Source organism: Marichromatium purpuratum 984 (assembly GCF_000224005.2).
In the GTDB taxonomy this organism is placed as follows: Bacteria; Pseudomonadota; Gammaproteobacteria; order Chromatiales; family Chromatiaceae; genus Marichromatium; species Marichromatium purpuratum.
The window spans coordinates 2,890,062-2,904,925 of the sequence record NZ_CP007031.1; the positions used below are offsets into that span (position 1 = coordinate 2,890,062).

The window sequence follows — 14,864 nt, forward strand, 5'->3', positions numbered from 1 at the left end:
CGAGAGCGCTCAGAACTCGAGACGAACCGAGGCATAGACGCCGCGCTGGACCTCCAGCGGCAAGGCTGCGAAGGCCTCCGGGTAGCCTTCCGGATGCGCGGGACTCAGCAGATTCTGTCCCACAAGGGCAAGCTCCAAGCCCGCGCGCGGGCGCCAGGCCAAGCGGACATCCAGCTCCCAATAGGCGGGGATGCGGCTGTCGCTGAACCGACCGATGTCGAACGGCGGGTAACTCGAATCGACATAGCGCAGCCACAGATCGAGGTCGATATCCTCGCGCGGGTTCATCAACGAGCGCAGCGAGAACTGCTGGCGCGGATCGGCACGCGCCAGGGTCTCGTTGCTGCGATCGAGACTGGTCTCCGGCACCTCGAGATCGACCTCGAGATAGCCATAGGCCAACGCCAGCCGCCACCACTCGCGCAACTGCCACTCGGCGGCGAGTTCAACGCCATAACCAGACCCGCTGGCCTGGTTGTCGAAGGGCAGGCTGAAGTAGAGCGCATCGCCATCGACACCGGTCTGCAACACGGCGTCGCCCGAGGAACGCAGATCGTCATAGTCGTTGTAGAACAGCGTGAGATCCAGGCTCAGCCGCGACGATGGAGCCAGCCGCCAACCCAGCTCATAGGCGATCAGCGACTCGGAGACGAAATCGTCGTTACCGGCGGTGGCGAATACCAGCGACGGCGGCCAAGGCGTGGCGAGCCCGGAGTCGATGACGCGCGCCCAGACCTCGGCGCTGCGCTCGGCGCGCGACGGGGTACGCACCGCGCGCGAGACCGAGGCCCAAAGCGTAGACCGATCCGAGGCGTGCCACAGCAGCCGGATATTGGGTTGCAGCTCGAACCCGGTGTAGTCGTTGTGCTCGAACTTGCTTCCCAGGGTCAGGTGCAAGCGCCCCGGCACCAGATCGATCTCGTCCTGGAGGAAGCCGTTCCAGAGTTCGCGCGACTCGGCATCCGGGGCGAGGTCGACCAGCACATCGCCACTGAAGTCGTCGGCGACATGCCGGTAGCCGAGCCCCCAGACCAGGTCATGACGCGAACCCAACATCACCCGGTGCTGGAACTCGACATCGAGGATGTCGTGGCGCTGCGAGACATAGTACTCGTCGCGCTCGACATGGTCGTAGTAGAGCTGCAGCGACACCTGCGAGCTGACCGACAGCGCCCGCTCCCAGCGTGCCAGGAAGTTCACGCCGCTGGCCTGCAGTCGGTCGTCGACCGCGACATAGCGCTCTGGCAGCACCTCGGGGGCGGGAATGCTCAGCTGCTGGCGCAGATTGCTGCGATAGAGATCGCCCTGGAACGTGAACCGATTGCCATCGGTGAGGCGCGAGTCGATGCGGAAACCGCCCTGGCCACTGTCCCAGTCGTCACGACCACCGTCACCGTCGAGGGTGATCAGCGCGTCATGATCCTGATACTTGGCATAGACCCGGGCGAAGGTATCGGGCGCGATCTCGGCGCCATAACGCAGCGCCGCCAGCGCCCGCTGCTCGGAGCCGGCGCCGAGGCTCACCAGCGTACCCAGGGTACTCTCGGCCGAGCGGGTGATGATATTGATCACGCCGTTGACCGCATTGGCCCCCCACAGGGTCGCGCCCGGACCGCGGATCACCTCGATACGCTCGATATCCTCGAGCAGCGGATTCTGCTGCTCCCAGTAGACGCCGGAGAAGCTCGGCGTATAGAGGGTACGACCGTCGATCAACACCAGCAGCTTGTTGGCGAAGCGGCCATTGAAACCGCGCGCCGAGACCGCCCACTTGTTGGCGTCGAGCCGGCTGACCTGCAGCCCCGGGACCATCCGCAACAACTCGGGCAGCGCCGTCGCGCCGCTGCGCCGGATGTCCTCGGCATCGATCACGAACACCGCAGCGGCGGCATCGGCGAGCGCCTGGGACTTCTTGCCGACCGAGGTCACCTCGACATCGAGCAGCTCTTCCAGACTGAGTTCGGTCAGATCCTCGCCGCGCACCGGCATCACCAGCAAGGATGTCACCAGGGGCAGAATCCATCCCGCCGCCACCCGCATAGTCATAGACTGCCTCCACCGTGTTCTGGCGAACGTGCCATCACCATCCCGCACACCAATCCCTGGTCGATGATCGATACCACGTCGCACTATAAACGCCCAGGCGTCACATCGGGTAGGATCCGGCCATCGCCAACATCGACCCGAGAGGCACCTCATGAGCAACGTCATTCACTCTTCTCCCACCGCACCAGCGGGCCGACACGTCGCGCAGCGCGCGACACTGAGCGACGCGCTCGATGCCCGGCGCGACACCCTGCGGGGGACCAGCGGCAGGCTCGCCTACTACGCCGACACCACCGCAACGGGACGCCCATTGGTGCTGATCCACAGCATCAACGCCGCGCCCAGTAGCTACGAACTCCGTCCACTGTTCGAGCACTATCGTGGCAAGCGCCCGGTCTACAGCCTGGAACTGCCCGGTTTCGGACACTCGGAGCGACCGGCGCGCCGCTATACCCCCGAGCTGTTCGCCACCGCGATCAACGAGTTCCTCGAGCAGGTTGTCGACGCCCCCGCCGATCTGCTGGCACTGTCGTTGAGCAGCGAGTTCGCCGCCCGCGCCGCGCTCACCGCGCCGGCGCGCGTCACCTCGCTCACGCTGATCTCACCGACCGGCTTCACCAGCCGCGAACTTCCCAGTGAGCGCACCGGACACCGTCTGCGCCGAATTCTCACCCTGCCACTGCTCGGGCGTGCGCTCTATGCCCTGGTCGCCTCGCGACCGAGCATCCGTCACTATCTCGGACGCTCCTTCACCGGCGCGCCACCACAGGCGCTGATCGATTACGCCCACGCCACCTCGCACCAGCCCGGTGCCCATCACGCACCGCTCCACTTCCTCTCCACCCTGCTGTTCACCCGCAAGGCGCGCGAACGCCTCTACAGCCGGCTCACCGATCTGCCGGTGCTGGTGATCGCCGACCGCGACCCCTACATCGACTTCACCGCCCTGCCCGACTTCCTCGCCGACCATCCCAACTGGCGCAGCGAGACCCTGGCCCCACACCTTGGCTTGCCGCACTGGGAGCATCCCGAGGCAACCATCGCCACGCTCGACGCCTTCTGGACAGAATCCTGAAGCACCAGCGACCAACGGATTGAACTGCGAAGGCGCAAAGGGGGTTAATAAAGCCGCCAGCTGTCGGCCATCAGCCTCCAGTGGGCATGTATCCGCAGCGCCAGCGCCGCTTGCCGTCAACCGCGATCAGCTCACCTGTGTTCTTGGCTCCAGCGATCGAGGGCAGACTGGCGACTGGCGGTCGACCGCTCACCCTCAGGGCAGCCCGACGAGCTTGTGCATCTGGATGCCGAGCCGCCAGCGCGGGTCGGCGAGACAGTAAGCGGCGGCGGCCTCGGTGTGAACCGCGCGCTCGGCGTCGTCAAGCGGCTGAAGGACGTGATGATCGAAGTCGAGCGCGATGTATCGCTCCGGCTCGGCGCCGGGCTGCGGATAGATCAGCTTGAGTTCGTCGCCGCGGCGCACCACCAGCTCGGCCCCGGCCTTGGGGCTGACACAGACCCAATCGATCCCCCCGGGCAATGCCAGGGTCCCGTTGGTCTCGACCCCGACCTCGAAACCGCGCGCGTGGAGCGCCGCGACCAGTACATCATCGAGCTGCAGCGCCGGCTCGCCCCCGGTGCACACCACATAGGGTGTCGCGCCAAGGGCGGCGGCGCGGGGCCAGCACGCGACGATCGCGGCGGCCAGCTGCTCGGCGTCGGCGAAGTGTCCGCCACCCTCGCCATCGGTGCCACGGAAATCGGTATCGCAGAAGCGACAGCGCGCGGTGGCGCGGTCACGCTCCAGTCCCGACCACAGGTTGCAGCCGGCAAAGCGACAGAACACCGCCGCGCGACCCGCCTGGGCGCCCTCACCCTGAAGGGTGTAGAAGACCTCCTTGACCGCGTAACTCATACCGGCAGCGCCGGGCCCTGCGGCCCCCAACTGAGCACCGCGCCGCAACCCGGGGTCTGGTGCAGGTCGATCCGATCGAGCGCGGGCAGCGCATCGCCGACCTCGGCGCGAATCCAGCGCGCCAGCGCCCCCGGCGCGGCCTGGTCGATCCCCGGCAGGATATCGAGACGGTGATGATCGAGGCGCGTATAGACCGGCTTGAACAGCCGCTTGACGTCGCCGTAATCGACCGTCCAGCCCATCACCCGGTCGAGCGGCGCGCACAGATGCAGCCGCAGCAGATAGCTGTGACCGTGCAGCCGACGGCGCGCATCACCCTCAGGCGCGGCGCTCAGACAGAGCGCGCTCTCGAAACGCTGCTCCTTCCAGATCCGGTAGCTGCTGCCGTCGAACTGGCAGCCGGCGGTCGCCGTCTCGTAGACGCTGACCCAGGACAGCGGCGCGAATTCGGGCTTGAGCCGCGCCCAGATCCAGGCGGCGAGCATCTCGCTGGTGGGGTTCTCGAGCCCGGGGATGTCGTTGAGACAGGCGTGGTCGAGCGCGGCGCCGAGCGGCGCCCAGAGGGTGTCGATACGGTCGTAGTCGACCCCCATATCCTGATCCTCGGCGAGGGTCTGGTCGGCATGGAGGATGACCTCGAAGCCGTGACCGTGCATCCGCCCACACTGATGTCCCTCGGGGACGTTGGGCAGCTGGTGCGCGGACTCGAAGCGGAAGCGCCGCCACAGGTGACAGTGGCCGTCGGCATCGAGGTCGACACCCTGATCGCGGGTGCTGTGGATACCGACCGACTCGACCCCGTCGAGCGCGAGATGATCGCGCACCCAGCGCGCCAGGTTCTCGTCGGTGGGCACCCGCAGCCGGGTGTTGAGATCGGCGTAGTCGAGCGGCGCGACCGCCTCGGCGAGCCGCTCGCGCAGCGCGTCGGTCTCGGCGCCGGCGAAGGGCGCCCAGCCGGGCGCCAGCTCGGCGCGAACCCGGGCGAGGAAGCTGTGGCCGTGGAGCGCGCGGCAACGGTGCCCGGCGGGCAGCACGGAGACGTGACGGGCCGCCTCGAAGGGGACGGCGGCGACATGGAGCAGGCGTTCGGTCATGGGGTCTCGAATCGGTTGAGCAGTGGATCGGCGATCCCGGCCTCGGCGAAACCCTTGGCGCGCAGCAGGCAGGAGTCGCAGCCGCCACAGGGACGACCGTGCGCGTCGGGGTCGTAGCAACTGGAGGTGAGGGCGTAGTCGACGCCGAGCGCCAGCCCGCGCCGGATGATCCCGGCCTTGGTCAGGTCGATCAGCGGGGTGTGGATGCGCAACCGCTGACGCCCCTCGACCCCGGCGACGGTGGCGAGATTGGCCATCTGCTCGTAGGCGGCGATGTACTCGGGGCGACAGTCGGGATAGCCGGAGTAGTCGAGCGCGTTGACACCGATGAAGATATCGCTCGCCCCCAGGGTCTCGGCCCAGGCCAGGGCGAAGGACAGGAACACGGTGTTGCGCGCCGGGACATAGGTGACCGGGATCGTCGTCTCCATCTCCTCCGGGTCGCGCCCCTTGGGCACCGCGATATCGGCGGTCAGCGCCGAGCCGCCGAAGCGGCGCAGATCGATATCGGCAATCACGTGCTCGACCACCCCGAGCTGCGCGGCCACCCGCGCGGCGGCGTCAAGCTCGCAGCCATGGCGCTGACCATAGCGAAACGACAGCGCATGGGGGGCGAAGCCCTGATCCTTGGCGATCGCGAGCACGGTGGTCGAGTCGAGGCCACCGCTGAGCAGCACCACTGCTGGGGTCATTGGGTCGTGTCTCCGAAAAAAAGCGATTGTCCGCCGGGGCGTGCTTGGCAGGGTTCGACCCGGTGGGTGAAACTGATGACGAGCACGGGCGTCGAACCCCGCAGCGGGCGGACTCGCGGACTCGCGGACTCGCGGACTCGCGGACTCGCGGACTCGCGGACTCGCGGACTCGCGGACTCGCGGACTCGCGGACTCGCGGACTCGCGGACTCGCGGACTCGCGCCGGGATTGTCGCGCCGCGCGCGCTGCGCGCGCAACGACGATCATCAGCGCCCGCCGCCCGGAACCGTCGCCGCCCGAGGCGCGACGGCCCTTATCCGGGGGCGTGACCGATCACGCCCCGGACTCAACCGAACCATGGATCGATCATCATGCAAGCATACCGTATCCGGCTCTGGGACCTGCCGACCCGGGTCGTGCACTGGCTGCTGTTCGCGCTGGTGGTGGCGGCCTACGTCACCGGCGAGATCGGCGGCAACCTGATGACCTGGCACGGCTGGATCGGACTGGCAATCGCCGGCCTGATCGCCTTTCGCATCACCTGGGGCCTGGTCGGCTCGACCTACGCCCGTTTCGGTCAGTTCGTGCGCGGTCCGCGCGCGGTGCTCGACTATCTGCGCGGACGCTGGCACGGCGTCGGTCACAACCCGATCGGCGCGGTCTCGGTGCTGGTGCTGCTCGGCATCCTCGCCATCCAGACCCTCACCGGACTCTTTGGCAACGACGACATCGCCTTCGAGGGCCCGCTCTACCCGCTGGTCTCGAAGGACGTCAGCGACTGGCTGATCGGGCTGCACCGCCAGGCCTACTGGCTGATCATCGCGCTGGTCTCGCTGCACGTGGCGGCGATGCTGTTCTATGCCCTGGTGCGCAAGAACAATCTGGTCATCCCGATGATCAACGGCGTCAAGGAGGTCGACGACCCCGCCATCCCCTCGGCGCGCGGCGGTGGACCGATCGCCCTGGTGTTCGCGCTACTGGTTGCGGCGCTGGTGGTGTGGATCGCCGCCGGCGGGCTCTTGCCCGCCCCGCCACCGCCACCACCGCCGGGCAGCATCCCGGCCTGGTGAGGCGATAACGCAAGAGGCCGCCCGAAGGCGGCCTCGTCGTTCCATGGGTCCGTCACCGGACCCGGGCCGGGCGATCAGTCGTCGGCGCGGAACTTGTCGTGACAGGACTTGCAGCTCTGGCCGAGCTTGCCGAAGGCATCCTGCGCCGCGGCCTGATCGCCACCGGCAGCGACCTCGGCCATGTTGTTGGCGGCGGCGATGAAGTTACGCGCCACCTTGCCGACCTCTTCCATGTTCTCAAAGAACTCGGGCTTGACGGCGGTCTCGACGTCGCCCACGTCCTTGTCGGTGCCGGGACCGTAGAGCGCGCCCATGCCCGAGTTGGCGATCGCGGCGATGGCGTTGGCCGCAGCCTCGACCTGCCCCTGATCAAAGTCACCCTGGAGGTTGGCCTTGATCTTGCCCATGTTCCAAGCCATGAAGCTATAGCCGGCCTGACGATACTGGATCTGATCCTCGGGCTTGAGCTCGGCGGCGGAGGCGACACTGGCGAGCGCGACGGCGAGGACGCCGGCGACAGCGCTGGCTGGCATGCGTTTCATTGACAATCTCCCTTAAACGTAACTGACGCGGTTCATCCGTCTCGCCCATGCTGGCGAGCGCCCCCAGTCTCAGGGCGTTGATCGAGTAATTCAACCCCGGTCGGCGACAAAGCGGCCAAGACCTGATCCTTACCGGCCTTCTTCGCCCGATAGAGACTGTCATCGGCGAGTTTGACGAAGGCGTCGACGGAGATACCGTTGAACTCGCACACGCCACCACTGATGGTCACCCGCAACTCCGCCTGCGGCCACGCCAGCGCGCCGATCTGCACCCGGATCCGCTCGGCCACCTCACGGGCCGCCGAGAGCTGGGCATGGGGCAGGATCACCATGAACTCCTCGCCACCATAGCGCCCGATCACATCGACCTCGCGCACGCACTGACGCAGCTCCTCGGCCACTCGCACCAGCACCTCGTCGCCCACCGGGTGGCCGTACTGATCGTTGATCTTCTTGAAGTCGTCGAGATCGAAGAGAAAGATCGACAGCGGCTGGTGATAGCGATGGAACATGTCCACTTCTTTGCCCAGCATCGAGAACAGATAGCGGCGGTTGTAGAGACCGGTCAGTCCATCGGTGAAGGAGGCCGCACGCAGCTCCTCCTGGATCGCCTTCAGCCTGGTGACATCGACCAGCGACACCAGCCTGCCGCGACCGCCCGAGAAGCGCAGCCCGACCACCGACACCAGTGCCCAGCGCAGCTCGCCGTCCACGGCGGGGATACACATCTCGCGCTGTTCGCCATCACCGCTCGGCAGCCCCGCGGCCAGCAGATAACGCCAATCCTCGCTGCCCAGATCACCGGCCTCGCCCTCGAGCGAGAGATAGCGACGTGCCGCCTCGTTGGCTCGCGCCAGCGTGCACCGTCCCGGCTCGTGGAGCACCATCGGGAAGGAGGCCGCCTCGAAGACGTTGCGCAGATTGGACTCGCTCTCACCGAGGCGGCGCAGCAACCGGCTGATACCGACCCAGGCCAACGTGATCAGCACCAGCAGCGTCCCCGCCCCCCACAGCAGCTTACCGCGCACCCCGGCGATCAGTTGCTGCAGGAACTCGGGATTGGCGTAGAACCGGGCCACCCCGACGAGCAGGTGATCGCGCGGGTGATAGAGCGCGATCGGCACCAGTACGCAGCCCTCGCAGCCCAGTTCGCCACGGATCATGTCAAGGCACCCCCGAGGCAGATCCAGCATCTCGTAGTCGAGCACCAGCTCGATGCGATGGATGAAGGCGATACCGGTCGACTGATCCTCGAGCAGCAGGATGGCATCGAGCGCCGCCTGCAGCTCGCCACGCAGATATTCGGGGCGGGCACTGCCATCGAGCAGACGCTCGAGACCGGGAGCCTGGGCCTGGGCGAAGGCGCGTGACTGGCTCTCGTAGTGCTCGCGCAACAATGGCTCGAGCGCGAACATCCAGTAGACGCTGCTGATGGCGATGATGATCGCGCCCAGCAGCGCGAAGATCAGCGCCAACAATCGCTCGAATCTCAGCGACGCCTGGCTCGGCACCGCCATTGCGTCTCTACTCATGGATCTTGGCCACTTGCAGGAAGAAGGAGCGGAACCGAATCCCGGCACGCTCGGCCTGCCCGAGATTGACCAGCGGCAGAATACGGTCGGCCACGTGCAGGCCGGCCACGGCGCCACGCTCGACATCGCCGGCAAAGGGGGAGAACACCAGCACGCCGTGCTCGCGCGACCAAGCGCGCAGCTGCCCGGCCGAGAGACCGGGGGTGGCGACGAAGATCGCCCCCGGTGGCCCCCTGCGCCAGCGTTCGGCATCGAGTTCGTGCGCGGGCAGGGTCTCGACCCGCAGCGGATGGTCGCGCACCGAGGCAACCCCTCCGAGCACCTGGGCCGCCTGACGCGCAGTCTCCAGCGCGCCTTCGTAGACCACCACCACGTGTAGCACGCCACCGGCAGCGAGATGCGTCTCCAACCTCTCGAGCGCCCCCAGACAGGCGGGGAAGAGCTTCAGTCCGACGCGCAATCGCTGCTCGTCCTCCGACCACAACCCGCTCCGCTCGGCGTGCGCCAGCCCAGTGTACAGCCAAAGCCCCAGCAGCAGTGTCCACCAGAACGCCGGATGAGTGATGAGCGCGCGCCCTCGCGACATCGGAGCGCCCTCAGAAACTGTATCCGACCGACAGCCACCACCGCCGTCCCGGCGTCGGATAGCCGTCGGGATAGACCAGTCCGACCCCGTCATAACTGGTGAGCTGATCGGGGAACCAAACCTCGGTATCGGTCAGGTTCTTAACCCCAAGGTGTACGAAGGGACCACCACCGACCTGCCGATAGTTCACCGTCAGGTCGAGCTGGGTGCTGGCATCGACCGCATCGCGCGGGTCGCGCTCGGCGCGATGCCGCGGTCCGACATGACGCAGCTGCAGCGCGGCCGTCCAACGCTCGTGCGGACGCCAGAGCAGCGCAAGGTTGGCCAGCAGGTCGGCGCCACCGGCCAGTGGCTCGTCGCTGTCGCGCCGGCGCGCGTCCACCAGCGAGAGGTTGGCGTCGATCTTGAAGCGGGCGCCGAAGCGGTACTGGTACTCCAACTCGACACCCTGCAACCGTGCGTCCGGCCCATTGACGAAGCCGTCGAGGTCCTGATCGTCGAACTGGATCGGGCGGGTGAGATCGGAGTGGAAGAGAATCAGGCGCGCCTCCCAGGCCGGACGCTTGAAGATATAGCCAAGCTCGTAGCTGGCGATCTCGCCGACGTGCAGGTCGCCCTTCGGGGCGTATTCCAGTTCGTAGAAGGTCGGCGGACGAAAGGCACGCGCGTACTGCAACTTGAGGATGTTCGACGCATCGATCCGCCAGACCGCGGCAAGACGGGGACTGACCAGGGAGCCGACATCGCTGTAGTCGTCATAGCGCAGCGTCGCGGTCAGCATCACCCGCTCGCCGAGGCTGAACTGGTCCTGCACCAGCGCGCTGAGGATTCGCCGCGAGCGGGCGGTATCGAGCCACTCTGGATCGAGCGCGAACGGCAACCCCGACCACGCCCAGCTCGCCTCATCGACCTCGACATGGGCCGCCTCGATACCAAAGAGCAGGCGATGTCCCTCGAGTCCGTGCCAGTGCAGGTCGGCGGCGGCCTCGTAGCGGTACTCGCGGTAGTCCTGATCCATGAACACCGCCTCGTCGGCCAGATAGCCGGCTGGGAAGACGAACAATCGATCGCGATCGCGCTGGTGCTCGATGGCCGCAGCGCGCAGCTCGAGTTCGAACATCTCGGAGAGCGCCAACCGATGCCCCAGTTGCAGCGCCACATAGCGCTGGCGCGCGGCCCGGTTGCCGTCATCGGGTGGGAGAAAGTGGTTGATGCCGAAGTGATCGCCATTGGCATCATCAAGCAGCCGCAGCTTGGCGAAACTCTCACCCCAGCGCAGATCGGTAAAGAGCGAGCGATAACGATACGCGGCATTGGCCGGTCCTGGCGCATTGGACAGTACGGTGAGTCCGAGCGGATCCAGGGCGTCGCGCTCGACCCAGGCCTTGCCGCCATCGCCTTGGGTGCCGGCCAGATTGACCGAGATCTCCAGGTCGCGCGCCGGATCCTCCCAGAACCACCGTCCGGCCACACCCTGCGCGCCGCCCTCGGCGATGATTGCCCCGAGCACGCGCTCTCGTGTGCGGGTGACGATATTGACCACCCCGGCAAAGGCATATTCGCCATGGACCGACGAGCCCGGCCCGCGGATCACCTCGATGCGCTCGACCTGCTCGATGGGCATGTTGAGTACCGGGTTGGCGGTGGCCATCAGGGTCGAGTTCATCGACACCCCATCGAGCAACACCTTGATGTTGCCCGAGCTATACCCGTGTCCGACCCCGCGACTGAGCACCTGCCGTTCACCGGTCACTTCGAGCGCCGGACTCATCCCCGGGACCAGAGTCAGTGCCTCCCAGACGGTACGCGCACCACGCGCCAGCATCTCGTCACCGAGCAGAATGGTCGCCATCCCGGGAACGAAATCGGCGTTCATCCCGCTACGGGTAGCCAGCTGTGTCTCGGTTTCCAGCAGGTCGAGCAAGCCCGCGATCTGATCAGCCTCGGTGCGCGTGGTGCCCTGCCCCTTGCCACACCACACCAGCCCGACGGCGCAGAGTAACCAGCCAAGCCGCCAGGATCGCCGCCCCCGCAAGCGGCCACCCCATCGACTGAACACGTCACACAGCAAATCCATACATCCTCGACTTCCTTCGAGTTGAGTCCATCCCTATCAAGCGGACATCGAGCGTGGGAACATGACCCATGGCCTCGAAATACATCGAGAAGGCGGTGATCACACCCATCCTCTCGGTATCGGCCCGCCGATTAGAGCATGCCAAACGCCACCCAGGAATCCGGCCTGACAGGCGGACCGACCAGCCGTAGCCCGCGCACGGCGCACCGTGCCGAGATCGGGGCATGCCACCGCCGACGGCACTCACCCCAGGCTGCCTTCCAATATGACCGAGTCGGGTGCTAGCATCGGGACGCCTGCAACCATATCGGACGTGATTGCGAAAAAGGGACTTAAACGATGTTGATCAAATCAGCGCTGGGAGCCACTTCGGTCGCCCTGTCCATGCATTGTTGGCTATTCGCCGGCGCCTCCTCGGTTTCGGCTCATGGAGAACCGACCGTCGTACCGACCCAGCCAGTCGGAGAGCAGCTCGCAGGCTGTCCGCCTTTCTGCAACCAAGAGCCTGGCCTCGACATCCTTGCCAGCCATTCCGGCTGAAGGACGCCCCTCGCGAGACCCAGGACTTCGCGAGGGGCACCGACACTGTGCCGGGACTCCCCTGCCGCGACCTTCGGCCCGGCGCGCCACAACGAGGTGACCGAACCATGGAGCTAGCCGTTCAGCAAGCGTCCAACGCCCAGATCATCACCCTCGGCGGCAGGCTCGACACCCTCACCGCGCCGCGCTATGAGAGCCGTGCGCTCGCGCTCGTCGATGACGGTGCCACCCGCATCGTGCTCGATCTCACCGAACTCACCTATATCAGCAGCGCCGGGCTGCGCTCGCTGATCGTCACCGCCAAGGCCCTACAACAACAGGGCGGCGCCCTGCTGCTTGCCAACTTGAGCGGCAATGTCCGCGACGTGTTCGAGATGGCGGGGTTCGGCGCCATCTTCAAGACCTATGACTCCGTCACCATGGCGCTCGAGACCGTCTAGAGTTCGGTGCCACCCCGCCGGCTCGCGACCACCGCCGAGATCACCGCCCTGCCCCAGGTGCTGGCCTTCGTCCTCGACTCGGCCGAGCAGACCGGACTGGGAGCTGAGGCACGAGGACGGCTGGAACTCGCCGTCGAGGAGGTCTTCGTCAACCTCTGTACCCACGCCTACCCCGTCGATGCGCCAGGCTGGGCCGAGATCAGCACCCACCACGCCGACGACCGCCTGACGATCGAGATCCGCGACGGCGGTATCCCCTTCGATGGCACCCGCATACCGACACCGGACCTGGAGCAACCGCTGGCAGCGCGTCCGGTCGGTGGTCTCGGCTGGGTGCTGATCCGCCGTCTAGTCGACGGCCTCGACTACCGCCGACTCGAGGGCTGCAACCTGCTGCGCCTGAGCATGCGTCTCCCCGACCTGCCCCGCCGATGAAGCGCCCGAGCATCGCCGCCCGGCTGAGCCTGATCGTCTCGCTCTACACCTCGGCGATCCTGCTCACGGTGCTCGGGGTCGACTATCTACGCTCGCTCGCCACCCTCGAGGCGGAGATCGAGCGCAATACCCGCCTCCAGACCGAGGCCACCGCCAACGCCCTCGAGATCCCGCTCGGCGCAGCCGCCCGTACCGCCCGTGCGCTGGCCGCAGCGCTCACGCACGGCCACTTCGACGACGCCAGCGCGCGCGAACTGCTGCGTCAGGGCATCGCCGACAACCGCGACGTCTTCGGCGCCACCCTGAGATTCGCCCCGAACCAGCACGAGACCTCCCGTCGGCACGACCACGACTGCCGTTGGCGCGGCACCGACATCCAGTGCCTAGACGGGCGCGAAGCCGAACTCGACAGGCCGCTCGCACGCGCCGGTGCGCCGATACCCGACGGCGGACTGTCCTGGTCGCGCCCCTACTTCGACGACGACCTCGGCCAGGCACGGATGGCGACGCTGAGCGCGGCCTTCGACGGCGGACTGGTGAGCCTCGAGCTGAACCTCGACCGACTCACCGGCGAGGTCGCGGCACTGCGCGTGCTCGACAGCGGTCACGCCGCGCTGCTCGCCGCCGACGGCACCTTCATCACCCACCCCCTGGCCGGCCTGGCGCTGCGCCGCGACATCCATGCCACGCCCGAGGCACTCGGGCTCGCGCATCACCCCCAACTCATCGCCGAGCTGCTATCGGGGCGCCCCGGGGTGATCGACGGGATCGAAATCTCGGGCGACCCCGTCCGCCTCTACCACGCCCCGATCGCCCCCGCAGGCTGGACCCTGGCGGTGGTACTGCCGATCAAGGAGATCGACGACGACGTGCGCGCCCTGGCGCTGACCACCACCGCCATCGGCCTGCTCGGATTGGTGCTGATGCTGCTCGCGATCACCCTCAGCGCGCGCGCCATCACCCGACCGCTACGCCGACTGGTCGCGGCGACCCGCGAGATCGCCGCGGGACGGCTCGACACCCCGCTCCCGCTCCACCCGCACGACGACGAGATCGGCGACCTCACCGCCGGCTTCGCCATCATGACCCGCTCGCTGCGCGAGCACATCGAGCGCCTCACCGCCAGCACCGCCGCCCAGGCGCGTATCGCCAGCGAGCTGCGCATCGCCCACGACATCCAGCTCTCGATCCTGCCGCGTCGGCTGGCGCCGCACCCCGCCTTCGACCTCCACGCCCTGGTCGAACCGGCGCGCGAGGTCGGCGGCGACTTCTACGACTGCTTCGCCCTCGACGCCGATCACCACTGTCTGGTGATCGCCGATGTCGCCGGCAAGGGAGTGCCGGCGGCACTGTTCATGGCGGTGGCCAAGACCCTGGTCAAGACGGCGAGCGCGCCCGGGCGCGGCCCCGCCGAAGTGCTCGAGCGGGTCAACGCCGAACTCGCCCGCGACAACCCGCGGTGCATGTTCGTCACCCTGTTCTGCGCCGTCCTCGATCATCGCAGCGGTGAGCTGATCCATGCCAACGCCGGACACAACCCGCCGCTGCTGCTGCGCGCCGAGGGCAACCTTGAACCCCTGCCCTCGCAGGGACAACTGGTGCTCGGGGTGATGGCGGGGGCGCACTATCGCGACGCGCGCGCCCGGCTCGCGCCGGGCGACCGCCTGCTGCTCTACACCGACGGGGTCACCGAGGCGATGGACGCCGACGCGACGCTCTATGGCGAGGCGCGACTGCGCGAGGCGCTGCGCGCACTCGGCACCGGCTCTCCCCGGACCCTGGTCGAGGGCCTCATCGAGGAGGTCCACGCCTTCGCCGGCGACACCCCCCAGGCCGACGACATCACCCTGATGGCGCTGGCCTATCGCGGCGCGGACGCGCCGCTCGGGGACTGAGCC

Annotated in this window: 13 protein-coding genes; 5 read left to right on the plus strand and 8 right to left on the minus strand. The window is 67.4% G+C overall.

The window, feature by feature from the left end:
- Positions 1–9: 9 nt before the first annotated feature.
- Entirely contained in the window at positions 10–2,007 is a 1,998-nt protein-coding gene (locus MARPU_RS12525) for a TonB-dependent receptor plug domain-containing protein (RefSeq protein ID WP_232229466.1), read from the minus strand.
- 190 nt (positions 2,008–2,197) lie between these two features.
- Between MARPU_RS12525 and MARPU_RS12530 the strand changes: the two genes are divergently transcribed.
- Positions 2,198–3,121: an alpha/beta fold hydrolase gene (locus tag MARPU_RS12530; RefSeq protein ID WP_005221670.1), complete on the plus strand. Its 924-nt coding sequence runs from the start codon at positions 2,198–2,200 to the stop codon at positions 3,119–3,121.
- A 195-nt stretch (positions 3,122–3,316) separates the two neighbouring features.
- On the opposite strand, the gene queE is transcribed toward MARPU_RS12530, so the two are convergent.
- From queE to queC, 3 genes are read right to left on the minus strand one after another with little or no spacing between them, the layout of a single operon-like run.
- Positions 3,317–3,958, minus strand: a complete 642-nt coding sequence (gene queE, locus MARPU_RS12535; RefSeq protein ID WP_005221668.1) for a 7-carboxy-7-deazaguanine synthase — start codon at positions 3,956–3,958, stop codon at positions 3,317–3,319.
- Positions 3,955–5,052, minus strand: a complete 1,098-nt coding sequence (locus MARPU_RS18220) for a 6-carboxytetrahydropterin synthase (protein ID WP_005221666.1) — start codon at positions 5,050–5,052, stop codon at positions 3,955–3,957. Before MARPU_RS18220 ends, queE begins: the two co-directional genes overlap by 4 nt.
- Complete coding sequence (gene queC, locus MARPU_RS12545; RefSeq protein WP_005221664.1) at positions 5,049–5,744, minus strand: 7-cyano-7-deazaguanine synthase QueC; 696 nt, start codon at positions 5,742–5,744, stop codon at positions 5,049–5,051. Before queC ends, MARPU_RS18220 begins: the two co-directional genes overlap by 4 nt.
- Before the next feature lie 371 nt (positions 5,745–6,115).
- Between queC and MARPU_RS12550 the strand changes: the two genes are divergently transcribed.
- On the plus strand, positions 6,116–6,814 hold the full coding sequence (locus MARPU_RS12550) for a cytochrome b/b6 domain-containing protein (protein ID WP_005221662.1): 699 nt from the start codon (positions 6,116–6,118) through the stop codon (positions 6,812–6,814).
- A gap of 74 nt (positions 6,815–6,888) precedes the next feature.
- Here MARPU_RS12550 and MARPU_RS12555 read toward each other — a convergent pair whose 3' ends face one another.
- Genes MARPU_RS12555 through MARPU_RS18090 form a run of 4 tightly spaced genes read right to left on the minus strand, consistent with a single transcriptional unit; the run spans position 6,889 to position 11,533 of the window.
- Entirely contained in the window at positions 6,889–7,356 is a 468-nt protein-coding gene (locus tag MARPU_RS12555; RefSeq protein WP_005221660.1) for a c-type cytochrome, read from the minus strand.
- A 32-nt stretch (positions 7,357–7,388) separates the two neighbouring features.
- Positions 7,389–8,888 (minus strand): sensor domain-containing diguanylate cyclase, encoded by a 1,500-nt coding sequence (locus MARPU_RS12560; RefSeq protein WP_025275329.1) that lies wholly within the window; start codon positions 8,886–8,888, stop codon positions 7,389–7,391.
- Positions 8,881–9,474: a YfiR family protein gene (locus MARPU_RS12565; protein WP_005221657.1), complete on the minus strand. Its 594-nt coding sequence runs from the start codon at positions 9,472–9,474 to the stop codon at positions 8,881–8,883. The genes MARPU_RS12560 and MARPU_RS12565 overlap by 8 nt, the downstream gene beginning before the upstream one ends.
- Positions 9,475–9,484: 10 nt before the next feature.
- Positions 9,485–11,533 carry a TonB-dependent receptor plug domain-containing protein gene (locus MARPU_RS18090; RefSeq protein ID WP_269634254.1) on the minus strand — a complete coding sequence of 683 codons (2,049 nt, stop codon included), beginning with the start codon at positions 11,531–11,533 and terminating at the stop codon, positions 9,485–9,487.
- A gap of 665 nt (positions 11,534–12,198) precedes the next feature.
- Here MARPU_RS18090 and MARPU_RS12575 point away from each other — a divergent pair.
- From MARPU_RS12575 to MARPU_RS12585, 3 genes are read left to right on the plus strand one after another with little or no spacing between them, the layout of a single operon-like run.
- The gene (locus tag MARPU_RS12575) at positions 12,199–12,531 is read left to right on the plus strand and encodes an STAS domain-containing protein (protein WP_005221653.1); all 333 of its coding nucleotides are present in this window, start codon (positions 12,199–12,201) and stop codon (positions 12,529–12,531) included.
- Between the two features lie 6 nt (positions 12,532–12,537).
- Positions 12,538–12,966 carry an ATP-binding protein gene (locus MARPU_RS12580; RefSeq protein WP_005221651.1) on the plus strand — a complete coding sequence of 143 codons (429 nt, stop codon included), beginning with the start codon at positions 12,538–12,540 and terminating at the stop codon, positions 12,964–12,966.
- On the plus strand, positions 12,963–14,861 hold the full coding sequence (locus MARPU_RS12585; protein WP_005221650.1) for a SpoIIE family protein phosphatase: 1,899 nt from the start codon (positions 12,963–12,965) through the stop codon (positions 14,859–14,861). Before MARPU_RS12580 ends, MARPU_RS12585 begins: the two co-directional genes overlap by 4 nt.
- Positions 14,862–14,864 lie beyond the last annotated feature (3 nt).